Source organism: Phormidesmis sp. 146-12 (genome assembly GCF_052939495.1).
On record NZ_JBJPHS010000021.1, the window covers coordinates 16745 to 41091 of the forward strand.

19 protein-coding genes are annotated in these 24347 nt (G+C 48.5%); 9 read left to right on the forward strand and 10 right to left on the reverse strand.

The window, feature by feature from the left end; translation table 11 throughout:
• Positions 1-209: 209 nt before the first annotated feature.
• Entirely contained in the window at positions 210-2651 is a 2442-nt protein-coding gene (locus ACKFKF_RS11650; protein ID WP_446867862.1) for a response regulator, read from the reverse strand.
• 450 nt (positions 2652-3101) lie between these two features.
• Here ACKFKF_RS11650 and def point away from each other — a divergent pair, with 450 nt between their 5' ends.
• The 9 genes from def (at position 3102) to hflX (ending at position 13742) form a co-directional block, all read left to right on the forward strand.
• Complete coding sequence (gene def / locus ACKFKF_RS11655) at positions 3102-3665, forward strand: peptide deformylase (RefSeq protein WP_446867863.1); 564 nt, start codon at positions 3102-3104, stop codon at positions 3663-3665.
• Positions 3666-3792: 127 nt separating this feature from the next.
• Positions 3793-3990 carry a hypothetical protein gene (locus ACKFKF_RS11660; RefSeq protein ID WP_446860442.1) on the forward strand — a complete coding sequence of 66 codons (198 nt, stop codon included), beginning with the start codon at positions 3793-3795 and terminating at the stop codon, positions 3988-3990.
• Between the two features lie 233 nt (positions 3991-4223).
• Positions 4224-5570 (forward strand): PrsW family glutamic-type intramembrane protease, encoded by a 1347-nt coding sequence (locus tag ACKFKF_RS11665; protein ID WP_446860441.1) that lies wholly within the window; start codon positions 4224-4226, stop codon positions 5568-5570.
• A 1197-nt stretch (positions 5571-6767) separates the two neighbouring features.
• On the forward strand, positions 6768-7535 hold the full coding sequence (locus ACKFKF_RS11670) for a hypothetical protein (protein ID WP_446860440.1): 768 nt from the start codon (positions 6768-6770) through the stop codon (positions 7533-7535).
• Between the two features lie 138 nt (positions 7536-7673).
• Positions 7674-7925 carry a hypothetical protein gene (locus ACKFKF_RS11675; RefSeq protein WP_446860439.1) on the forward strand — a complete coding sequence of 84 codons (252 nt, stop codon included), beginning with the start codon at positions 7674-7676 and terminating at the stop codon, positions 7923-7925.
• Positions 7926-8010: 85 nt separating this feature from the next.
• Positions 8011-9204: a murein transglycosylase A gene (gene mltA / locus ACKFKF_RS11680; RefSeq protein ID WP_446867864.1), complete on the forward strand. Its 1194-nt coding sequence runs from the start codon at positions 8011-8013 to the stop codon at positions 9202-9204.
• Positions 9205-9255: 51 nt separating this feature from the next.
• A complete protein-coding gene (locus ACKFKF_RS11685) occupies positions 9256-9978 on the forward strand; it encodes a Uma2 family endonuclease (protein WP_446867865.1) in 723 nt (240 codons plus the stop codon).
• A gap of 12 nt (positions 9979-9990) precedes the next feature.
• On the forward strand, positions 9991-11910 hold the full coding sequence (locus ACKFKF_RS11690; protein WP_446867866.1) for a cation:proton antiporter: 1920 nt from the start codon (positions 9991-9993) through the stop codon (positions 11908-11910).
• A gap of 206 nt (positions 11911-12116) precedes the next feature.
• Positions 12117-13742 (forward strand): GTPase HflX, encoded by a 1626-nt coding sequence (gene hflX / locus ACKFKF_RS11695; RefSeq protein WP_446867867.1) that lies wholly within the window; start codon positions 12117-12119, stop codon positions 13740-13742.
• A 49-nt stretch (positions 13743-13791) separates the two neighbouring features.
• Here the strand turns inward: hflX and ACKFKF_RS11700 are convergent, their stop codons facing one another.
• The 9 genes from ACKFKF_RS11700 to ACKFKF_RS11740 all read right to left on the reverse strand — a co-directional run bounded on the left by ACKFKF_RS11700 (position 13792) and on the right by ACKFKF_RS11740 (position 24315).
• On the reverse strand, positions 13792-14475 hold the full coding sequence (locus ACKFKF_RS11700) for a cysteine hydrolase family protein (RefSeq protein WP_446867868.1): 684 nt from the start codon (positions 14473-14475) through the stop codon (positions 13792-13794).
• Between the two features lie 85 nt (positions 14476-14560).
• The gene (locus tag ACKFKF_RS11705; protein ID WP_446867869.1) at positions 14561-16114 is read right to left on the reverse strand and encodes an ABC transporter ATP-binding protein; all 1554 of its coding nucleotides are present in this window, start codon (positions 16112-16114) and stop codon (positions 14561-14563) included.
• A 324-nt stretch (positions 16115-16438) separates the two neighbouring features.
• Positions 16439-16705, reverse strand: coding sequence for a type II toxin-antitoxin system RelE family toxin (locus ACKFKF_RS11710; RefSeq protein ID WP_446867870.1), 267 nt, complete (start codon positions 16703-16705; stop codon positions 16439-16441).
• Between the two features lie 2 nt (positions 16706-16707).
• The gene (locus ACKFKF_RS11715; protein WP_446867871.1) at positions 16708-16911 is read right to left on the reverse strand and encodes a hypothetical protein; all 204 of its coding nucleotides are present in this window, start codon (positions 16909-16911) and stop codon (positions 16708-16710) included.
• 124 nt (positions 16912-17035) lie between these two features.
• On the reverse strand, positions 17036-20068 hold the full coding sequence (locus ACKFKF_RS11720) for a type ISP restriction/modification enzyme (RefSeq protein ID WP_446867872.1): 3033 nt from the start codon (positions 20066-20068) through the stop codon (positions 17036-17038).
• A 347-nt stretch (positions 20069-20415) separates the two neighbouring features.
• Entirely contained in the window at positions 20416-20907 is a 492-nt protein-coding gene (locus ACKFKF_RS11725; RefSeq protein ID WP_446867873.1) for a hypothetical protein, read from the reverse strand.
• A 153-nt stretch (positions 20908-21060) separates the two neighbouring features.
• Positions 21061-22008 carry an ABC transporter permease gene (locus ACKFKF_RS11730; protein ID WP_446867874.1) on the reverse strand — a complete coding sequence of 316 codons (948 nt, stop codon included), beginning with the start codon at positions 22006-22008 and terminating at the stop codon, positions 21061-21063.
• A 19-nt stretch (positions 22009-22027) separates the two neighbouring features.
• A complete protein-coding gene (locus ACKFKF_RS11735) occupies positions 22028-23119 on the reverse strand; it encodes an ABC transporter permease (RefSeq protein ID WP_446867875.1) in 1092 nt (363 codons plus the stop codon).
• Between the two features lie 5 nt (positions 23120-23124).
• A complete protein-coding gene (locus tag ACKFKF_RS11740; protein WP_446867876.1) occupies positions 23125-24315 on the reverse strand; it encodes a BMP family ABC transporter substrate-binding protein in 1191 nt (396 codons plus the stop codon).
• Between the last annotated feature and the right edge of the window lie 32 nt (positions 24316-24347).

The following is a 24347-nucleotide window of genomic DNA, read 5'->3' on the forward strand; positions in this document are numbered from 1 at the left end:
GGCAGAACCTCAAAGTGCTGTGAGCCAGCCAGTCAAAGAAGCTTTTTTAGCGATGAGGCAGCCAGCAGAGACGGGAATAGAAGAGGAAGAGCCTGGGATTTAATCAGCGATCGACCTCTGCTACATTAGTGGGGCGCTCTCTCAAAAAGGGTCTTCAGGAATTAAAAGTTATCTACGTAACCCCAACCCGAAGTTAGCACTAAGCTTCCCTAGATCGCCGGACGATCGCTTGGTAGGACGATCGTAAACTTTGCTCCCTCACCCCAAACGCTAGAACATTGAATCTGTCCATGATGCTTAATGACGATCGCTTGATAGCAAATTGACAGCCCCATACCACAGTGTTGACGATCAGGTTTGGTTGTGAAAAATGGCTCAAAAATGCGCGGCTGAATCTCTAGCGGAATTCCACAGCCGTTGTCTGAAATGTGAATAGTAATCGCATCACCCGTCTGCTCAGTGCAAATTGTAATTCTACAAAGAGTCTCAGGCCTACAGTTTGGTAAATCGAAGGCATCGATCGCATTGTTTAATAAGTGCATCAGCACCTGATGGAGTTGACCGGGATAACACTTCACCTCTGGAAGCCAATCGTAAGCTTGAATTACTTCAATCTGAGGATGCTGAGGGGTCTGTCTAAGGCGATGCGAAAGGAGCAATAGTGAATTATCAATACATTGATGAATATCAATTACTTTCTCCTCGACTTCATCTAAATCTGAGAAGTGCCATAAAGCAGAAGCAACCTGACGAATTTGTCGAGATCCTTCTCTCAGCTTGGTGGTCAGCTTAGGAAATTGCACTAGATAATCAATATCCACTTTGGCAGGGGCAGATACCTTGACCATCCAATCAGGATACGTCTGCTGGTATTGCATCAGTAATTGAACGATCGCTTGAACTTGCTGATCCACCCATTGAAGATGACTATCGATAAAGTTAATCGGGGTCTGAATTTCTTCAGTAATCCCTGCAATTAATCGTAGGCTTGATAGTTGCTCTTGTTGAAATAGAGTAGTCTGGGTTTGTTGGAGGGTGATGAGGGTTTGTTGGAGATGTTGAGTTTGTTGTCGGAGCAGTCGTTCTGAAGACTTTAAGGCGGACTCAGCTTGCTTACGATCGTCAATGTCGGTTGCAATCCCACACACTGCGTAGATCTGTCCGTCAGTATTGAATAGTGGAAACTTTATTACTAAAGAAGTGCGAAGTTTTCCATGATAGGAAGCCACTTCTTCGACTTGAATCGGACAACGGGACTCTAACACTCGCTGGTCGGCTTGTCGAAAGGCTTGCGCGATCGCAGCAGGAAACAGATCATAATCCGTCTTACCTGAATAGGCATTGAGATCCAGGTCAAACTCTGATGCAAATTTGCGATTGATCAGTAAATAACTCCCATCGGTGTGCAGATACTCTTTTGCAAAAATTAAGGCATTTGTATTGTCAATCAGATGATGTAATAACTGTTGATTTTGGTCGAGCGCAAGTTCAGTTTCCTTGTAGGCTGTGATGTCTTTGACAGTGCCTTCATAAAACAGCAAATTGTCGTATTTGTCTCTAATCGCCCGCACATTTTCAGAAATCCAGATCACCGTGCCATCTTTACGCCGCACCTGAGATTCAAAATTTGAGACGGTGCCCATCTTCTCGATTTGAGCGATGAATTCTGCACGACGATCGGACTGTACATAAAGTTGTTCTTCAATGTTGACGATCGTAGCAATCAGATCGTCTGGCGACTCATAGTGATAAAACTTAGCTAACGCCGGGTTTACCCTCAAAAAGCGACCATCTGGCGTAGACTGAAACTTGCCATCCATCGAATGCTCAAAAAAGCTGCGATAGCACTCTTCAGCCTGTCGTCGTTCTTTAATTTCTTGCTCTAGACGTAGGCTTTGCTCAGTCAGACATTTGTGACGATCGCGCACCTGCAACTGATACTTAATTCGCGCCAACACTTCATCAGGACGAAAGGGCTTGGTAATATAGTCGGCTCCTCCCAACTCAAACGCCCGAACTTTTTCTGAAGTGACATCAGCGCTACTCAAAAACATTACCGGAATATCTTGAGTTTTGGGACAAGCCTTCAACCGTTTGCAGACTTCATAGCCATCGATACCGGGCATCATGACATCCAGCAAAATCAAGTCAGGCACCACTTCACTGAGCAGTTTGAGCGCCATTTGCCCATTGGTTGCACTACAAACTTGATAGCCCTGTCGCTTGAGCATAATCGATACAATGCGCGTATCTACAGGAGCATCATCAATCACCAAAACGGTACCAAGATAGGTGGAGCGATCGAGCTTGTAGCCCAACAGCCAAAAGATTTTTTCTTCGATAGTTTGAGCGTCTCCCAAATAAATTGCACCTTGAGTGGTCAGGGCTTTGTGAGAGAGCGTGAGTTGTTCGAGTTGGTGAATGATGGAGTTAATTTCTTGCGTGTCCAAATAGAGGCTGACAATGACTCGATCGAGATCACAGAAGTCATCTGCCCGCAGTGCGGGCCCCGTTGCGACAACAGATTTCAATTGAGCCAAGTTCTGATACAGCAGTTTGCGAATGTAGTAAGCGATCGAGGGTGAAAGCTGCAAGCGTTGGCTGTTGGATGATGCAGAAGTGTCGAAGGGTGAAAAATCTGAAATCAGCATAAGGGGCACGCAATATCAATAAATGCTTGCCGTAAGAATGCCCGCTCCAGCAAAGCTAACAACGATGTAGTTTAAAAGCCTTCAGAGATTATTAAAGCTTTGAACAGACCCTCATTTGAGAGGGGTGGATGAGAGGGGTGAATGAGAGGGGTAAATCAGTTAAACCGCTCACTTTGTGCCCTTCGAGAAATCAGTAAGGGGGACAAATTCAAGAACGTCTCAGCGAACTTTAAACCGAAAAGCTTTGCCAATCGTTTAGCCTGCACGTTGAGAAGCTTTCTTGCGCTGCTAGTGTTGATTGCTACTTCCCGGCTGTCTTCCAAAGTCTAAGGCTGAAGTTTGCTTTACCGCTTGATGGTGGCTGGGTCAAAATTCGCTAAGATAGAGCTAAAGCGGAATCAGTTCGACCTCTCTGTTTCGATCTCCCCCTAGCGTTGAGTATTTAAGTTCATGACTTCTGTAGTTTTAGTCGAGAAAAAAAAGTTAGCGAAGCCGCCTTTAGACATTCATCACCTGGGCGATCGCGTACTCCGACAACCTGCCAAACGGATCGCAAAAGTCGATGCAGAAACTCGGCAGATGATCCGAGAAATGCTGCAAACCATGTACAGCGAAGATGGGATAGGTCTAGCGGCTCCTCAAGTCGCCATTAACAAGCAGTTGATCGTCGTAGACATTGAGCCAGACAACGCTGCAAGACCGCCGCTAATTTTGATTAATCCTGTGATCAAGAAGTCAGGACAAGCGATCGAAGTTGAGCAAGAAGGCTGTCTGAGTATTCCGGGTGTCTATCTAAATGTCAAACGTCCGGGTACGATCGAAGTCACGTTCAAAGATGAGCAGGGCCGCCCTCAGACGCTTTCAACCGATGGACTGCTGGCGCGTGCGATTCAGCACGAAATTGACCATCTCAACGGTGTCCTGTTTGTCGATCGCGTCGAAAATAAGCTTGCCCTCCATCAAGAACTCGCCAAGAAAGGGTTTTCGGCTCAGGCGGTCAAACCAGTATCCTGACATTTTGAGTTTTGAGTTTCAGAAGAGCATCATCTGTTTGTAGAATATAGAGTCTTTGTCGATTGACTTAACTCCAACACGCTCTTTTTTGAAACTCAAAACTTCGTTTAGCAAAGGCTTTTACAACATGACTCCAAAAAGTGGTGTATTTCTGGGTGGCTCCTGTGTAGCGGCGATCGCGGCGGTGGGGTCAGTTTTTGAGCTATCGTCGGGCGACCCTCAGCTAGGCGGGCTTTTGACTGGAGTGATTTTAGCTGCTAGTGTACCGCTTGCTGCAATCTTCTTTTATGCAGCCGTTTTGGATGCAAGAGCGAATCAAAGATAAGGCGATCGATCCTCAGTAATTTGTCTCAATGACTTGTCTTGATGAATTTTGAGTATTCCAGCTTTCCAAACGTCTGACTTGGTAACGCTAAAATGGTTAAACTTTCTGTGAGGGTTGGGGCCACAACTGAAAGGGTGTTAAATGTTGGTATAGAATGTTGCCTATACCGCTCCATAGCCTAACATCTTCTACCGGATGCCTCTGGCGTGTGCCAACTGTTGGAATCCGAGACAATGACGGGTGAAGACCTCCCAATTGCTTTCCTGCGCCAACTGCCCTATGGTAGTTCCGCAGAACAAAGACAACCGAGCTATCCACTTTCTACAGAGAACATCATTGCGATCGGGCGAGATCCTCGCTGTCAGATTGTCCTTGATCCACTTCTCTATGGGTCGGTCTCTCGTCGTCATGTCGAAATTCGCCCCACGACCCGAACGACTGCCAGTGGATTACCGACCTGGTGGGTTTGTGACCTCAATAGCTCTAATGGCACCTTTTTAAACGGGCGACGATTGCGGGGGTGCAAGGTATTAAAGACGGGCGATCGCGTGGGTCTGGGGCAAAATGGCCCTGAGTTTATTTTTGCGTATCAATCGGGCACCGGGTCTGCAAGTCCAGTCAGTCATTCTCCTCAAGCGATCCCCAACCTGTTGCCGATTCCCAGCAGCGTAACGTTTACTCAGCTATTTCCCATTCTTTCAACGGGGCGAGACCTGACCCAGAAAGCTTATTTAGCACCTGCGATCATCACGGTTGCCTTTGTGGTGTCGATGTTTGTGGCGGTGGGCAATGCGATCGTGTTTAACCTTCTCTTGGCGGGCTATCTGGCGCTGGCGGCGTTCTACAGTGTCTATCAGCTTTGTGGTAAGCAGAAGCCGTGGTGGGTGTTTTTGGGAGCGGCGATCGCGATGGTTTTGCTGCTAAGAAGTCCGGTTTTGCCGCTGTTTATTATTATTTTTCGTCAAGTTTTACCAGGGCAAGTGCCTGAGCCGGGCGAGCCGCTCAACCTTCTGGTGCTGCTAATCCGCATGTTTTTTGGGGCAGGTCTGATGGAGGAACTGCTCAAAGTGCTTCCGCTGATTGGCTTTTATCTGTTGGGTCGATCGCTGCCTTCACCCTGGAGAGAGCGGATTGGCATCTGGGAGCCGTTGGATGGCATTCTCTTGGGGGCGGCCTCGGCGATCGGCTTCACCCTACTCGAAACCCTGGGGCAGTATGTGCCTGACATTATTCAAAATACGACTTTGCAGCTTGGAGATGACCCGCGACAGCTAGGATTACAGCTTTTGATTCCTCGGCTGTTGGGGTCGATTTCGGGGCACATTGCCTATAGTGGCTATCTGGGATATTTCATTGGGTTGAGTGTGTTAAATCCTAAACAAAGCTGGCTGATTTTAGCGATCGGATATCTTACGGCTGCGGCACTTCATGCTTTATGGAATGCAACGGGGTCACTCAGTCCCCTAGTTCTGGCGCTGGTAGGGATTTTGTCTTATGCCTTTTTGGGAGCCGCTATCCTCAAAGCACGCACGTTATCACCAACGCGATCGCAGAACTTTGCTACACGGCTCAGACGGTAAGCTTAGAGCCAATTTTTTAACTGAAGTCAATATAGTTTGATCAACTTTTCCCATTGCTTGCAACGTTGGAAACGCTCCTCAATCCCTACAAGTGAAAAATTTTGAGCGGAAAATCTGGTCTGAAAGTTCCCTAAAACTGGCAGCTTGGGGGCAGAAGATTTGACGAACGAAGCGAAAAACTCCATCGAATTCGCGTAAGATTACACCCTTCGATGGGTCAGATTAGTCCAAAACTTTAGCTTAGTTTTAATTACTTTATCTCTTGATACATTGAGCTATCCTCTATCTGCTTCTTTTAACTTTCTTAAATGGTAGCTATTCAAATAATTTGTAGAAAAACTGTTGTAAAAGTACTTGCTGTGAAGGTTTCATGTTTTAGAATTTATTGGTTAAGAGAAGCGCGATCGACCAACCGTAAACTTTGATTTCATCCCCTTGATCCATTGGAGAAACAAGGTATCTTGTTAATTGAAGCCACAAAGCTTCACCTGGCAGATAAACAGCTACGGTTCAATTAGTAAGAGGTAAAAAACGCTGTTTCACTTAACATCTGTCTCGCTTAGTCTACAACAGCACCTTAACAGAAACCCGATACTTTCTCATCTTGTTTAATTGAGAGCAAGGCAACTAATTGATTGACTGGGTGTTTCGATTAGTTCTACTCTATTTACAATTAGCCTAACAGAGAAAATCACTCAGGAAGTATGATTTAGGTGCTGTTGTGGTTTTAAATTATTGACGTTCTAATCTATAAAAACTGGCAAAATTTTTGGGACAGGCAGAGGGCAAACCCTTCACTGTCTTTTTTGGTTTTTGGGCGATCGCTAAATTTACTTCACTCGCCACAAATCTCTGAAAAATAGTTGTTTTGTACTAAAAACCCTACTATAATCGTCTACTAACAGACAGCATTGAGGCTTTTCTAAGAAGTTCTCGGCTCTCTACTTTCCTATTTGTGTGGCGAAAAAGAGCATCCCTGATCCAACTCAGCGAGTAATATTGTTGAAATCCAGACTGAAGTCAAATTCAGTTTGGAAAACTTAACAGTGTTGTCCTGTGGACGGTTAAGACGAGTGACCTCATGGACGCGCCGGGGTCTATGAGGTCAATTTGTGCTTACGATATCTCTCATCAACGTTTCCAGGCTTGGCAAAGGTCGATTATTCTCGCTCATCAAAACCTTCTTTTTGAATCACTATGTCGATTATTGCCCTAAAAGCCTGGTATCTCCAGGAATATGAGCCAATCCGAGAACTAGAAAAACGTCCTCATGACCTGAGATTGAGCAAAAATAGTCTGCTAAAGTCAGGGCTGCGGGCTGATTTTTTAGAGGACAGCGAAGAAGTAAAAAACTCCCTGTGGTTTCAGCGCTATCTAGAAGGGGAAACGGTCGAGTTTTACATCGAAGGCAGCGGCGGGTATGCGATTTCCAATATTGACCTTCGTAGCCACGAAATTTACTTTTCAAAGCAGGAAGTCATGGCCCATCTAGAGCCGACCATCTTTTTGTGTTACCAGACCGAGTTTTCCGAATCAAGCGAACTGCTCCGCGAAGAATTAAATCGAATTATCGATAGCATTAATCCTCGATCGCGCCTCCCCCTCACTCTTCAAGAATCGCACCGTTTGACTGATGGCCCCGTCCGTTTGACCAGTTCTCTAATGCGATCGATTCGGCAGTGCCTGTTATTTGTTGCAGACGGCACCTCGATCGCCCAGATTCAAGACACGCCACCGTTGTTAATCCCCAGTCCCAAAGTTTGTGTCGAAGTGGGATATGCCTTGCAGAGTAAGCGATCGGAGCAGCTTTTGTTGACTCAGATGGAGCGATCGGACGTACCGGGACAGTTTCCCTTTGACTTGCCAAGCCAAAATCGTCTGGTGTTCAAAGACAAAACTCAGTTACGCAAGCTACTTCCAAAAGCGATCGAAACCCAACTCCAGCGATTCAACCTACTGTCTTAGATAAAACCAAACCTCATCCTTTCGCGAAGCGGATTACCCCCAAAGGGGGAACAGATCATCGAAGACGACCCCTCATCTCTTGTGATTTCTGAACACTTCCAGCCCATAATAGTGTCGTTATGTTTCAGATGAAATGATATGCCTAGAACACCGAGCGAGTTTGCAGTTCATCTATTGCTCGAAGGCGGACATCGCGAAGAAGTGCGGTTTGCCACCATTCAGGATTTTCAGAAGTGGTATAGCGGCGAACTTGTGCCCAAAGCGGCTTCCAACGATTTCATCAGCGTCCCCATCAAGAATATTCAGGGCGAATATATGGTGGTGCGTCCCGCTAAGGTGTTGGGAATTCGCGTTGAGCCACTGTACTCTGGGAGCGTTGATCGCTACTAGTTGGAGGGATGAGGGATGGAGGCTGGAAGGAACCTTGGAGTTTTGGAAACGTCCTGACATTCCTGGCTAAATTGGGTTGGTGAGTATGAGAAATTTGCGAATCGCTGGGATCGATCGATTCCTGGCGTTGTTTTGTTTGGGTGTCTCTGTAACGCTGATCAGTCCGGCTGTCTCGGTTCCCTCGGTTTCGCCCACTCCAAAGGTTCCTGTTCTTCAAAAGCCTGTTGTTCCGCTGCGACCTTCTAAACCTTCAGAGGGATTGGGACTTGATGATCAGCTTTGGGGAATGGGAAGATCTGGAGACCGTAAAGCGTTGTTAACGGCGGTCGATCGTAGCCTTCGGTATCTACAAACGACTCAGGCAGCAGAAGCTTATCGCAAATATCCGGTGAAAGGTGTGACACGCGATCGGGTAGTTCGCAGTCTGAGAAGATTTCGCCAACTGCTGCTGACGGCTCGTTCTGCCCAAGCGTTACAGGCGGCCGTTCAAAAAGAATTTGTGTTTTATGAATCGGCGGGCAAAGATGGACAGGGAACCGTTGCGTTTACGGGCTATTTTGAGCCTGTTCACACGGCGAGTCGAGTCCCTACCGCAGACTTTCGCTATCCTTTATACCGCTTGCCCTCTAATCTAAAAACGCCTCATCCCACTCGCTTAGAACTGGAAGGCGAAGACGGACTTCAGGGGACAAAGGGGATTTTGCGCGGATTGGAACTGGTGTGGCTGCGCGATCGCCTCGAAGCTTTTTTGATTCAAGTCCAGGGATCGGCGCGATTGGAGTTAACGGATGGCAGCGTGATGACGATCGGCGTTGCGGGACACACCAACCAAGCGTACACAGGCATCGGACGAGAACTTGTCAAAGACGGCAAACTGCGCCTCGAAGACTTAAATCTACCCAACGTCGTGCAACACTTTGAGCGAAATCCCAGTGACCTCAACGTATATCTACCTCGCAACCGTCGGTTTGTCTTCTTTCGCGACACCAACGGCACACCCGCTACCGGAAGCTTAGGATTTCCTGTGACCGCCGATCGCTCGATCGCTACCGATAAATCCTTGATGCCTCCCGGAGCTTTGGCGCTGATTGCCACTCAGATTCCCGATCGTCAGCTAAACCAGCGTCCCGTCAATCGGTTCGTACTCGATCAAGACACAGGGGGGGCAATTCTCGGAGCTGGACGAGTCGATATCTATACAGGAACCGGGAAAGACGCAGGCGATCGAGCAGGTCTGATCAACGCCACGGGACAGCTTTATTACCTATTGCTCAAATAATCTTTCCTTCCTTCTCCTAAAATAGTCTAAACCCCTGGCGGAGGTCATGCCATGACTGCAACCCAATTTGAACTCCAAGCCACTGCTCTGCCTGACCACACGCAATTACCAGAGTCAGACGGAACTTTTGTGAAGAATTTTCAAGAACATCCTCAAAGCAACCTGCTGACCAATTCGATTCGTCCCATCTTGCAGACCCTTCACCCAGATGGGCAATACTGTATCGGGCAAGATTGCGGCATCTACTGGGGACTCACCGATCCTCCCCAAAAAGGAGCCGAGGCCCCCGACTGGTTTTATGTGCCCAACGTTCCCCCGATGCTGAATGGCGTGTTTCGACGCTCCTATGTGCTGTGGCAAGAATATGTTGCGCCGCTAATTGCTCTAGAATTTTCATCAGGAGACGGTAGCGAAGAACGCGACTCCACTCCCATCACAGGCAAATTTTGGGTCTACGAGCAAGCGATTCGGATTCCGTTTTATGGCATTTATGAAGTTCGCAAAGCCTCGATCGACCTCTATCACCTCGTCGAAGGTCGCTATCAGCCAGTTGTCGTCAACGATCGTGGGCATTTTCCAATCCCTCCAATGGGCATCGAGTTGGGCATCTGGCAAGGACAGATTGAAGGGATGGAACTTCCGTGGCTACGCTGGTGGAATGGTGACGGAAACTTGCTGCTAACAGGAGACGAACGGGCGGAACAAGAACGTCAACGGGCCGACCGACTTGCTGAACGTCTACGTCAGTTGGGCATTGACCCCAACGAAGTTTAACCGGGATGCCTTATGCCGATCGATGCCCCGTTAGACCTCACTCTGCAAATCGTCATTACGGTGATTGCTGGAATTGGCGCTCAAGTCATTGCTGAGTACGTCAAGATTCCGGGGATTGTCTTTTTGCTGATGTTTGGCATTTTTTTGGGGCCGAGTGGATTGGGCTTACTACACCCCGATCGCTTTGGAGACGGTTTAGAAGTCTTGGTGGCTTTGCTGGTGGCGGTGATTTTGTTTGAGGGCGGCTTCAATCTGCAACTGAGAGAATTGGGTCGCGTCTCCGGCAGTTTGCGAAATTTGGTGACGATCGGAACGCTGATCACACTGGTCGGGGGCGGAATGGCTGCCCATTGGCTGAGTGAGTTTCCCTGGTCGATCGCCTTTCTCTACGGTTCCCTAATTGTCGTCACCGGGCCAGTTGTGATCAATTCTCTGCTGCGACAGGTGAAGGTCGATCGCCAGGTGGCAACTCTTCTAGAAGGGGAAGGCGTGCTCATCGATCCCGTCGGCGCAATTCTAGCCGTTGTGGTGCTGAATGTGTTGCTAAACGGCAATCCTGATGCGTTGACCGTCGCGAGTGATCTGGGCATTCGGTTGGGAATTGGGGGTGGCATTGGAGCGATCGGCGGCTGGCTGTTGGGCTTCATCCTTAAACGCGCCACTTTTTTGTCAGAAGACTTAAAGAATCTGGTCGTGCTGGCAGGCTTGTGGGGCTTGTTTGGGGTGGCGCAATTGTTGCGGAGTGAAGCGGGTTTGATGGCGACGGTGATTGCAGGAATTGTCCTGAGAGCGTTTGCCCTGCCAGAAGAACGGTTGCTCAAGCGATTTAAGGGACAGTTAACCATTTTAGCGGTCTCGGTACTGTTTATTTTGCTGTCGGCGGATCTGTCGATCGCAGGTATTTTTGCTTTAGGCTGGGGTGGCTTATTTACCGTTCTCACGCTGATGTTTGTGATCCGGCCCCTCAGCGTTTGGATTTGTACCTGGAATAGCGATCTCAGTTGGCAACAAAAGTTATTTCTCAGTTGGATTGCACCGCGAGGAATTATTGCTGCTTCTGTTGCGTCTCTATTCGCAATTCTATTAACTCAGCGGGGAATTAACGGAGGCGATTCGATTAAAGCTTTGGTGTTTCTGACTATTATTCTAACCGTTGTAATTCAAGCCCTGACCGCTCAAGGGGTTGCTAACCTGCTCAACATTAACTCTAAAAATGCGACAGGTGCTGTGATTGTCGGATGCAGTCCTTTAAGTTTGTTAATTGCTCGACTGTTTTTAGAACGAGGTGAATCTGTTGCGCTGATTGATACCGATCCCGAATCGAAATTGCCAGAACTGCACCCCAATCTCAAACTGTTTATTAGTAGCGCGTTGGATACCGATGTGCTGGAGGAAGCAGGATTGTCATCTGTGGGGACGTTTCTCGCCATGACCAACAATGGTGAAGTTAATTTAGTCGTGGCCCAGCGTGCCGCCGAAGAATTCAATCCGCCGAGAGTGCTGGCTGTGTTTCCTGAATCCTCGAATAGTAAGGTACAACAGGCGTTTGACGCTCAAATTTTGCTCAAAACTTGGAATCAGTATTTGATGGATGGAGCCGTCAAACTGGGCGAGACGATTTTGAAAGAAGACGGCTTTGAGCCACAACAAGCGTACTTACGATCGCTCATTCAAACCCAAACTCTGATGCCTTTATTAATGGAGCGCGATCGCTGCCTACAAATCGTACCCGTGGACAGCGAATGGGCAGCGGGTGATCGCCTCATCTACTTATTGCACGACCCCAAACCCAAATTGTTAAAACTCCTGTCAGGCTCAAGCCAACTTCGCTTGACGATCGAAACCCTGTCAGAAGTCGAGGAGATGCCAGAGAAAATTTCAGGAGCAATTTCAGAAACCATTTCGGTCAACGGGGATTTTTTGGATGCTTAAGAATTCTCAAGATCCTAAACGTAAGATACTGAACGTTAGCCCTGCTTCGGATGATTTCGCAAGCAACGATTCATCACGCTGCCTTCAACACTCTCGCTCAACAGATCTAAAATGAAAACAGTTGCGTTTGGCGAGTAGAATTTATCGAGACTGTCTACGGAAATCTTCAGGGACTCAAATCGAGCCAGCTTAAGCAGTTGCAGCGTTTGTATCATCAGCGCTTGCCAGGCGATCGCATCACCACCTCCGAATTTGCCCAACGGTTGGCTGCCATCAGTACCGAAATTAGTCAGCCTGTCTGTGCTTACGTCAATCGACGCGGGCAGGTGATCAGAGTGGGAGTTGGAACGCCACGTCAGACTCAAATCCCGCCGATCGAACTACCGCGCTATGGAGCCGAGCGGCTGAGTGGAATTCGCTGTGTCGCCACTCAATTGAAATATGATCCCCCCGGAGAATCGGCTCTGACAGCGATGGCGATGCAGCGATTGGATGCGCTGGTGGCGATCACGATGACGGGCGGCGGGTTTGAGCGGCGAGGCGGTGGGGCAACTGGATACGTGAAGGCAGCCTACCTGGCGCATCTCGTGCCGCATCCCGAAGTCAACTGGACAGTTTCGCAACCAATGAGTTTGGACGCGATCGCTGATCAAGATTTGCTGGCTCTGGTCGAAGGGCTGGAGTCAGAATTTCGGCGTGAATACACGGCCCAGCAGGTCGATCGTGATCATGATCAAGTTCTGGTTGTCGGTTTGCAGACTGAGAATATGTCAACCTTGAGCTTTCGAGACGGGCTGGCTGAGTTGGGGCGACTGGTCGAAACCGCAGGCGGTGAGGTGCTGCAAACTATCAAGCAAAAGCGTCCTCGTCCCCATCCGCAAACCGTGATCGGGGAGGGCAAAATTCAGGAAATTGCGCTGGCTGCTCAGACGATCGGAGCCAATCTCGTCGTGTTCAACCGTGACCTTTCTCCGGCTCAAGTTCGCAATTTAGAAAATCAGATTGGCGTTCGCGTCGTCGATCGTACAGAAGTCATTCTGGATATCTTTGCACAACGGGCCCGATCGGGTGCCGGGAAACTTCAAGTCGAGTTAGCCCAGCTTGAATATATGCTGCCTCGCTTGACAGGACGCGGACAAGCCATGTCACGACTAGGCGGCGGGATCGGCACCCGTGGGCCAGGGGAAACCAAGTTAGAAACCGAACGACGAGCCATTCAGCGACGGATTGCCCGACTTCAGCAAGAAGTAACTCAACTGCAAGCTCATCGATCGAGGATGCGCCAGCGCAGACAGCATCAAGAAGTGCCCTCGATCGCCGTCGTTGGCTACACCAATGCTGGAAAATCGACGCTTCTCAACGCTCTGACCAATGCCGAAGTTTATACGGCTGACCAGTTGTTTGCGACGCTCGACCCGACGACGCGCCGTTTGACGGTGACAAATTCGATCACCCATGAGTCGATGGCGATGCTGCTGACGGATACCGTGGGCTTTATTCACGAGTTGCCGCCTTCGCTGGTGGATGCCTTTCGAGCGACGCTGGAGGAAGTGACGGAAGCTGATGCGCTATTGCATGTGGTCGATTTGTCTCATCCTGCGTGGCAGAGTCAGATCCGATCGGTGATGAAAATCTTGTCAGAAATGCCGATTTCACCCGGCCCCGTCCTGGTAGCGTTCAACAAAATCGATCAAGTGGACGGCGACACCCTTTCTCTCGCTCAAGAGGAGTTTCCGCAAGCCACCTTTATTTCGGCCAGCGATCGCCTAGGGTTAGAAACCCTGAGACAGCGACTCATGCAGCTAGTTCGCTACGCAGTGACTTCAGGCTGATTCAAGAAGGGATGGAGACAGACTCAATTCTTTTTTCATCCCTCATCCTTCATCCCTCATCCTTCCACTCTTTCAATCCTTGCAAAACCGAATCTGTGGGTGCCGTCCAACCGACAATGCCACCTTGAGCGCGAACCATTTCAAGCGTCGATTGTTTGAATTCTGGAAAATAGCTTTCGGTTGCATCTTCGACTAGAAGGCACTCGTAGCCACGATCGTTCGCCTCACGCAGGGTCGATTGTACACAGACTTCAGTCGTTACTCCGGTGATCAAAAGATGTGTAATGTTTTGCGCTTGCAACTGGGATTCTAGCGGAGTGTTGTAGAAAGCGCCTTTGCCCGGTTTGGGGATCAAGATTTCACCCGGAAGCGGAGCCAACTCAGGAATGATGGCGTTGCCGGGTTCGCCCAAGACGAGAATGCGCCCCATCGGGCCAACATCGCCGATCGTCAAGTTTCCTTTGCCCCGTTTGAGTTTTGACTCAGGACAATCAGACAGATCTGCCTGGTGCCCCTCAAGCGTGTGAAAAATAGGGATTCTCAAGGCCCGACAGCCCTCAAGCAGGCGTTTGAGCGTGGGGACGATCGCTTGAAGTCGGCTCACGTCGTTTCCCAGAATGTCTCCAAATCCGCCTAACTCCATAAAGTCACGCTGCATGTCAATGAGAATCAGCGCCAAGTTGCCGTCTGTGGGCAATAAGTAGTCGTAAGGTTGAGCAGCAATGTAGGGCATAAGAGTAAATGATAAACACAGGCTTCAGTTTGCCCATTATTGAGCATTCAGATTAAAACTCACAGCACCCAACGTTTAGGCAACTTTAGTGACCTGCCATACTGCGACCGATCGAGGCAAAATCAGCCGTATCCGTCTGGCTTTCATACGCAAATTTGCCCTCACTAATCACGACGATGCGATCGGACAGCTTTAGCAGCTCATCTAAATCTTCGCTGACCAAAAGCACGGCGACCCCTCGGTTTCGGGCTTCCAAAATCTCACCGTGAATGTAATCAACTGCCGAGAAGTCAAGACCAAAACACGGATTAGCGGCGATCAGCAGTTTGATGTGGTCTTCAGACAATTCGCGGGCTAAAACGGTGCGCTGGACATTGCCCCCAGACAGGTTGCCGACGGGCGTTTCAGGCGAGGGCGTTTTGATGTTAAAGGTACGAATCAAGCCCTGCGCCGTTTCTCGAATTGCCTGGAAAATCAGCATCCAACCTTTGGCTTGAGGGTGGCGATCGAACGTCCGAAAGGCCAGATTTTCAGCGACGCTCATGTGGGCAACGCAGGCATTCTTTAAGGGTTCTTCGGGCAGGACAAAGACACGATGCTGATACATTTCTTTGCGAGTGGCGCGATAGACTTGACCGTTGACGAGGATTTGCCCCCCCGTTGCCGGACGCTGCCCCGCCAGCACTTCGACCAGTTCTCGCTGACCGTTGCCAGAGATGCCCGCAATTCCCACAATTTCGCCACTGTTGACGGTGAGATTAACGCCACACACGCCTTCGATCCCGTTGTCTTTGTTGGCGCGAATCTCCTGAATTTCTAACACAGGAGCCACATCAGGATGGACGGTTTTCTCGACTTTTTGAGGCGATCGCTTTTCGCCCATCATCATTTCTGACATATCGGCGATCGTCAGATCTTTGACGCTGCCCTGACCCGCCAGTTTGCCCTTTCTCAAAACAGTAATCTCGTCAACAAAGGCGGTCACTTCTCGAAATTTGTGGCTGATCAGCAAGACGCTCAAATGTCCCGCTGTGACTTCTTGACGAATCAGACCCAACACTTCATCCGCTTCTGCCGGGGTCAAAACCGAGGTCGGCTCATCGAGGATCAGAATTCGACTCTTGAGATAAAGCTGTTTGAGAATTTCTAATTTTTGCTTTTGTCCGGCAGCGAGTTGAGCGACCAGCGCATCCAACGGCACCTTGAAGGGAGCTTGGGACATGAAAGCGTTAAGTTCTTCGTATTCCGCCTTCCAGTTGATCAGGTTGGGACTTTCGTAGCGAGAGAGAACCAGATTTTCGGCAACCGTCATCGCCGGAACGGAAGTGAAATGCTGATACACCATGCCGATCCCGTATTTTTGAGCATCGCGGGGGCTGGTGATCGTTCTCATTTCTCCATCAATTCTCACCTCACCGGATGTTGGCGTATAAAAGCCCATCACACATTTGACGAGGGTACTTTTTCCGGCTCCGTTTTCTCCTAAGAGGGCGTGAAAGGTGCCCGATCGCAGTGTCATCGAAACGTTATCCAGCGCGGTCATCGTGCCAAACCGTTTGGTCATGTTGACCACTTCTAACTGAGGCGGCAAATTGAGTTCTTTGGCTTCGGTGGCTTCGACGATGGTGTTCATAGACATGAGATAGAAATGAGTGTAGAGCAGGAGTGGAAGTTCGTTTTAGACGTGCTTAACAATACAAAGTTGAAGATATCTCAACTATGGTACTTTCAACCAAAGAGATTTGTTTCTGGCGATACGAATTCTAAAGGCCGCTTGCTACGAGTCTAAGATTTTTAAGATAGCTTCTCTAGTCAATAGGTCGGTTCAATAGGTCGGCAATTTGGTCAATTTGGCCGTCTATGACTTTGAGTTGCTGTTAGTTGTTTGTTTGATGCCAATATTCGCGTTTGCTAGCCGTTTGTGCAGCGAGGGCACTTGTTTGACCAATCTCTGGGAGGGACGCTAAGGAAAGTATCGGTAAACCTCTTTGCGGTGCAAAACTCTTACAAAGGTAACAATATTTCCGTCAACAGTCAGTCCAATTCTGTAGTCTCTGACCCTAATGCGATAGTAATTGTCTTCGCCCTTGATCTTCTTAAGATTATTCACGTCTTGCAAGGTTTCAGCATTTTCAACTGCTTCGATTTCTGCCCTGATTCCTTCGAGCAGTGCTTGATCTCGAAGCTTGCCTAAATCTTTCTCGAAGCTTTTTCTAAAGGCTACATCCACAATTACGATCCTAAAATTTTGAAAATGGTTTCTCTGCTCACTAACTCTGTCGTTTCACCTTCTGCGATCGCTCCTTGTAACCCAATATCTTCTAGTGCCTCCGCGAGCAGTTCAGAAAATTCCTCTCTATTCTCTTGAAGGACTTCAACGATCGCTGCTTTCAAGATCTCTTTGAGTTCAGTTTGATTAAGACTGATTTCAGACATTGTTCCTCCTTGTGTTTTAGGCATTGAATTCGATGTTCAAGACTTCAAGCTGTTGGTTCATCCACGCGATCGCGCTTTCTTCATTCGTCTCGATCGCTCTCGCTACTCCTGTTTTAGAAGGTTTTCACACTTCTGGCATCTGTTGAATGATGGTTATAGTTTCGACGCTGACGGTGCAGACTCGTTGTAGTAAGTCAATCACTTGTTCTTTGTAGTCTGCGAATCGATAGGTGTTGAATTTCGCAGCGATCGTGGGGTCTTTTGGCTTTTTCTCTTTGTATTGATCAAGAATCCATTCCAAAGCGGAACGGTTGCCGAGTTTATAGTCCCAAGCGATCGCGGGTATGCCGTCTAAGCGGGTGATGTCGTCGAGAATAATCACACCGTTTGCTTTATCCGCTTTGAGTCTAGCTTTGGGTGTCTTTGCTTCTCCATTTTTCTCGTCTTTCCGAACCAATCCAAATGCTTCAACGGTCTCATAGCCGATGTGTAGTTCCATCAATTGCTCTCCCCAAGTGACCCATTGAGCAAAGTTGTCGTAGAAGGGCAGACGGGGAAATTCGCGTTTGAGGTTGAATTCGTATTTGGCGCGGTAGGCGGGATGGTGAAGGACAGCATAGGTGTAGTGGAAGATGTTTTGTTTAGTAATTTTGGGATCGTTGTAGTGGGTTTGAAATTGAGTTAAGCCCCAGTCGGTGATGTTTTCAATACGAGTTCCATCTTTTTCATAGCGGTAGAGAGGGAAACATTGAGCACCACCATGCGTAAGCAAATCTGGCACAGAATCGATTGCAACACAAAACATTGGCACCTCAGTACCAATTTTTAACCAAATTGATTGGTTTCTTATATCCGAAGTTGGGAAGACTTGAGCCGTTTGATATTGTCTATGAATAATAACTTTGTCGTAGTAGAGCTTTTTCTTAACAAATGGTCGGTAAACAGCGTCTCTAATCAATTGATGATTAAACTTAAGCGCTGTTCCTTTTATTAAGTGAGACTCTAATTCAGAAGTCCATTTGATTTCTCTGCTGACAAAATCATTAATTTGAACGGATTTATCAGAAGCTTTCCATCTCTTTTTTTCATCTTCATAGACTTGGTAGAAAGAAATAATTTTCTTCTCTAAGTTTTTAGTATCGAAGTCATAAACCCATTCGTCTCTATTTGTACCATTGCCTAATGTGAAGATTTTGAAGAGCGAAGTATCTTCATTTTTAGTATCTTTTTTAACTGAATTACTAGCAAATGATAATAAATCGTCAAAATCATTGTAAGTAACGTTAATCCAATTGTTGTTGCCATCCGGTTGAATATTACTAAAGGAAATATCTCGAAATTTATTTCTAACTAAAAATTCGAGTTTCTCTTGCGAAGTTTCAGATTCAGGTTTACGAGAGTGATGGATTCTACAGGGAACACGAAGGCTTTCAGTATTTTTCCTAATCATGAAGCTAATGGCTACACCTGTCTGAATACCAAAAACATTGTTTTTAGTACCTGAGAGCTTAGGGTTTGCTCTAACATTTCCACCTAAGTCAACAATATAGATGTCGCTAAATTCCTCAGATACTACTTTTCTAAAACCATCAAAGTTTTTAGTATCAACAAATGACGAATTTGTTACGAAGGCGAGTATGCCATTCTTTCCTAAGCGATCACTTGCCCATCGAAAAAAGCGAGAGTACATATCATAAAGCTTTGTCTTCTGAGCTTTGCTGTGCTTAATATATGTTGCTTTAATTCGCTTATCTATTTCCTGATAAGCACGGTTCTTATTATTATCGTTCTCATTTGCTTGATTAGCGTTGTAAGGAGGATTACCTATCACCACAAAAATCTCTTGATCGTTCTGACGTTTAATTCGCTCCGTGTTCTCGATGCTCATCGCAAACAAATCACCCTGCTTACCCTCAAAACTGGTGTGATCTAACGTATCGACAAAGCAAATATTTTGAAACTCCTCATATTCACCCATCTTTTGCTGATAAGTAAACTCAATATTTAAGTTGGCAATGTAGTAAGGCAAAATGCCCACCTCGTTGCAAAAGATTTCATGCTGATATTTATGCTTGAGTTTGTCGTGCGGCAAATATTCGATCAACTCTGTGATGTAAGTACCCGTTCCCGTCGCTGGGTCAAGCACCTTCACTCCCGGATCAGCCAGCAGCTTATTAAAATGCTTGTGCAGCAAATAATCAACACTCTCGATCATAAACCGCACAATCTCATTCGGCGTATACACAATCCCTAAACGATCGGCAGCCTTCGGGTTATACGCTTTATAAAAGTTCTCATACACCACCTTCAAAAACTTCTGTTTCTCATGATGGTTGGCAATACTTGCAGCCTTTTGTTTAATCACCGTGTAATAGCGATCGATAGAACTCAGCGTGTTCTTCCGCGTCGCTTTGGTGAAAAATGTATCAATAATCTTATTCAATTCTCGTGCAACATTATTATCGCGATGGAACTGCGACTCACTAAACACCGTGAGAAAGATGTCTTCTGTCAAAATGTGTTGAATAATCATCTCCTGCACATCCAACAACGTGATTGCAGGATTGATCGAATCTTGGCAAATCTGCCAAAACTGATCGCGGCTTTGCTGATATTGAGCGTTTGTCTGATCCTGCTGCTGAAGGAGCGATCGCAGCGTCTCAACAATGGTCGGCAGATCACCCTTAAAGCTCTCGATCGCCTCCCGGAAACTCTTCACCTCTGGACGAACATAGTTGATAAAGGCATTGAGGAGACGATCGAGCGAGTCGGCATCCTTCATCAACACCCGCGACACTTCTTGACCCGCCTGAATCAGCACCGCCATCTGAGAATCTTCAAACAAAATATTGTCATTGGGGTAGCCTTTAGCAAACTTCTTGCGAATTTCTTCATCCAGGTTGTCATCCTCATCCTTGCTCTCCCAAAACCCCCAATCCAACCGCAGTGCATCCTTGACCGTGCCATCCGGACGCACCATCTTGCCGTTCTTTGCTGGATACTCCAACTGACCGATCAAAACAAAGTCTCGCGTCTTGCAATACTCATTCAGCAGATTGAAAAACGCCCCGCTAATCGCGCCCTCATTGCGAGAGCCACCATACTGAATGATTTTCTGAACTTCTGCGTGATACTGCGTGATCAGGAGTCTAGACATGGTTTCGTATACCGAAAGGCAACCGGGCAACAATGAGAAGCTTAAAGTAAAATCAATCGTCTCCAAATCATCGTAACTCTTACTCAGAACTACAGATTTCCCTCTCAGTCCTTCATCCCTCGTGTTCAGAACTCCACCCTTCGAGCTTAGAACTCCACCTTTCGAGCTTAGAACTCCACTCTTCGAGCTTAGAACTCAAAAAATAAAGCTCAGAACTCGGAACGTCGAGCTTAGAACTCCACCATTTGACCTCAGAACTCAAAAAATAAAGCTCAGAACTCGGAACGTCGAGCTTTTTGCTCTAATCTCCAACCTCTGAGCCTCAATTGTCACCCTTAGAGCCTTAATTACTGAGCATCTTTACCAGACGTTGCCGCATCGGCCTTCGCCTTGCGAGGTTTCCGGGCAAACCGTTGCCCCATCTCACCCACCACCGCATTCAAACCGCCCACCTTTCCGCTCGCCTTCGCGTAATTGTAGACCTGCAACGCAGCCTCATAGGCCTCACTCCCCGCCGCCATCGCCGTATCATCCACCAACTCTTGTAGCTGAGACAACGCCACCACGATCGGGTACACAGACTCAAACAATTCCACATCCCGCCGCATCTCATCGAGATCAAACGCACGGGGCAAAAAGTCCGGGTTCTGCGTCGCCACCTCTAGCGCCTTGCTCACAAACGCTCGGCTCTTATCTCCCATCTTCGGCAGGGCTTTTCGCTCCGCCGCCGTCAAATCAACCAAAAACGGCAGCTTCGATTTGATGGTCAAAATTGCCGACATCACCACCTCTCGGTCTGCTTGCGTCAATGCTGCACTGATTCGATTGGTTTTCGTCATAGTAAACATCCCTCATCTTTGACCGTTCTAGAGTTCCCACGCTGCAAAGAATGTGATGTCTAGACTCCTCAAGATGATTCCAAACTCAATCGCAGAGAGTTGAGACGAAGGGGAATGACTCCGGCAACGGTCGATCGTCGCTAATCCACATTTCTAAGTAATCGTGCCCAGGGCCCCCGGTGCGCCCGTGAGCGTCTTCTTGGGAGAGCAAGTCACAATCATGATTAGCAGCGTCAAGATGTAAGGCGAAGCGTTGAACAAATAATAGCCCCCCTCAATCCCAACCGCTTGCAGGGCCGGGCCGAGAGACTGCGCTCCCCCAAACAGCATTGATGCCCACAGACACTGAATTGGGTTCCATCGAGCAAAAATCACCAGCGCAACGGCCATCAAGCCTTGACCGCTCGAAATCCGCTCTGACCAGCTACCCGGATAATAGAGCGACAGATAAGCGCCCCCAATTCCTGCCAAAAAGCTGCCCGCAATAATGCACAGCATCCGCACTTTTTTGACCGAAATGCCCATCGCTAAAGCGGCATCGGGGCTGTCTCCGACGGCTCGAATAAACAACCCCCAGCGCGTCGATTTAAAGAACCAGGCCATGAAAGGGGCAATCAGAATCCCGATCACAAACAGCGGATTGATTCTTAACGCGGCCTCGACCTGAGAAATACTACTCCACCAGCCCAGCGAAAAAGACGGAAGCTGAGGAGCAGGCGGCTGAATAAAAGGCTTGCCCAAAAAGAATGCTACTCCACTGCCAAAGATGATCATGGCAATGCCCACAGCGACATCATTGACTTTGGGCTGTTGAGACAACCAGGCGTGAATGAATCCCAATAGCATCCCTGCAAAACCTGCAACTAAGACCCCCAGCCAGGGAGCGATCGCTGCCCCCACTGTTTTTTCACTTAGATAAGACACGCCGTAAGCGCTCATCGCCCCCATCAGCAGCGTCCCTTCGAGTCCCAGGTTGATTTTGCCGCTTTTTTCGGTCAGACATTCGCCCAAACTGACAAATAAGAAGGGCGCACTGCCGCGCAAAATCCCCGCCACAATGCCCAACGGAACACCCCACCAGCCGATCGCTTCTGTTGCCATTTCACACTCCTAATGATCTTTAGACGGTTGCAGAGGAATTCGGAGCGATCGGATCAGCCGCACGCTCTTTAAAGACGGCAAACCGTCCGTACAATGATTCGCTGTATAGGACAACGAGAAACACTAACCCCTGAAAAACATATACCGTGGCATCGGGTAGATTTAACTGACGCTGAAGAATGCTACCACTAGCGAGAATCCCACCGAGCAAAACGGCGACAACGCTGGCAGCGATCGGATTGTATCGAGCGATAAATGCGACGAGAATCCCAGCGTAACCATAGTTGGCATTCAAAGATTCATTGGCTCGACCATGAACGGCCGCCACTTCGACCATGCCAGCTAGACCTGCACAAGAGCCTGCTAAAAAGCAGATGGCGACGGTGAGTTTGCCGACGGGCAAGCCTGCAATTCGAGCCGCTTTGACGTTTCCGCCAGCAGTGCGGGCCGCAAATCCAAAAGTCGTACGCTGAATCAAAATGTAAGCGATCACACAGGCAATAATTCCATACAGCAAGCCGTAGTGAATGCGCGTATCGGGCAGTGTCCCCAGTTTGTCAATGTCTGGAATCGGGTAGCTCGACGGCTTGTTAAGCGAACTTGGATCGCGCATCGGGCCAGCCACCAGATGATTAAGCAAGGCGATCGCAATATAGTTCATCAACAGACTGCTAATGGTTTCATTTACCGCTCGATAGTGACGCAGCGCCCCGACTGCCCCAATCCACAGCCCACCTGCCACCATACCGGCCAGGGCCATGACTGTTTGGACGACGATCGCCGGAGCCGAATTAGCCACAGACAGCCCGGCCGCGATCGCGCCAATTCCACCCATGACCAGCGCCCCTTCGTTGCCAATAATCATCAGTCCCAATCGAGCCGGAAGCGCCGTACACAGCGAAGTCAACATCAACGGAGCCGCCCGAATCAACGTATTCTGAAAGGCGAACCAGCTCCCAAATGCCGCTTTGTAAATCGCTGCATACACGGCAAACGGATTCGCCCCCGCCGCCGCGCAAAACAACCCAAACAATACCAGAGAAAAGAGTAAAGCACCGATGGGAATGGCGATCGCTTCAGCAGTCCTGCGCCATTGAGAGTTTGTCAACATAGGTTTTAACTTGCACTACCAATGACACCTGCTGCCAGCCAGTTCACTTTGTCGAGAGCGGGGTCGGTGATTTTGTAGGCTGCGCCCGAAGGGATTTTCACTTGTCCGGCGTTGTCCGCGATCGCGCCTTTATAAATTGAGAGATCTCCACTGGCGATTTTGGCTATCGTATCGTCTGCGTCTTTTTTGGCAGCGTCAGCAACGGCCGACCCATAGGGCGCGAGTTTGACGAATTTTTCTTTGAGACTGCCGCGAATCAGATGGGGAATGCCGCCATTCATCAAGGTTTTGCCTGATTTGATCAGTTCGGCGTAGCTGGTGTAGACGCTTGTCCAATCCCAGGCGGTGCCCGTGAGATAAGACTGAGGAGCGAGCGAAGCCTGAACGGTATGGAAGCCAGAGGTAAAAATTCCGCGTTTTTGGGCGGTTTCGATCACGACTTTGGGACTGTCTACGTGCATCCCGACGACATCGATTCCCTGGTCAGCGAGTGAGTTGGTAGCTTCGGCTTCTTTGACGGGTAGCGCCCAATCTCCTGTAAAAATCACCTTCATTGTGATGTCTGGCTTGACGCTGCGTGCGCCCAACATAAAGCCGTTAATATTTCTGAGCACTGGGTTAATCGGCTTGGCGGCAACAAATCCGAGCTTGCCTGTTTTGGAGGTTTGGGCGGCAATTCGACCCGCTACATATTGCGCTTCATCCACGTCGCCAAAGTAGCTGCCAATGTTGTTGGGTAGTCCTTCTTTCCAAAGTGCGCCACAGTGAAAAAACTGCACATTGGGATAGTCTGCGGCCAGCTTGAGAATATGGGGATCAAAATAGCCAAAGGAAGTTGGAAACAGCACCGTTGCGCCATCTTGCTCGATCATGTTTCGCATGGCTTCTTGCACTTCGGTCGTCTCTGGAACGTTTGCCTGCTCAACAGTTTTTACGCCTGCAATTTTCGAGACTCCTTCTTTGCCTTCTGCGTGAGCCTGGTTCCAACCAAAATCGTCCTTTGCGCCGACATAGAGAAAGCCCATCACAAGCGGCTTGTCAGAAGCGGGACTGGCTCCTGGACTGGTTGGTGTTGAAGCGGTAGGAGCCTGGCTAGAACAGCCTGTCCACAAGCGAGATGAAAGCCCAAAGGCAGCAGTGCCCAGCAGTCCGCGAATCACCTGGCGGCGGGGTAGATAAAGCGATCGTCTACTCACAATTTGACTCCTCAAAACAGAAGCGATGGCAG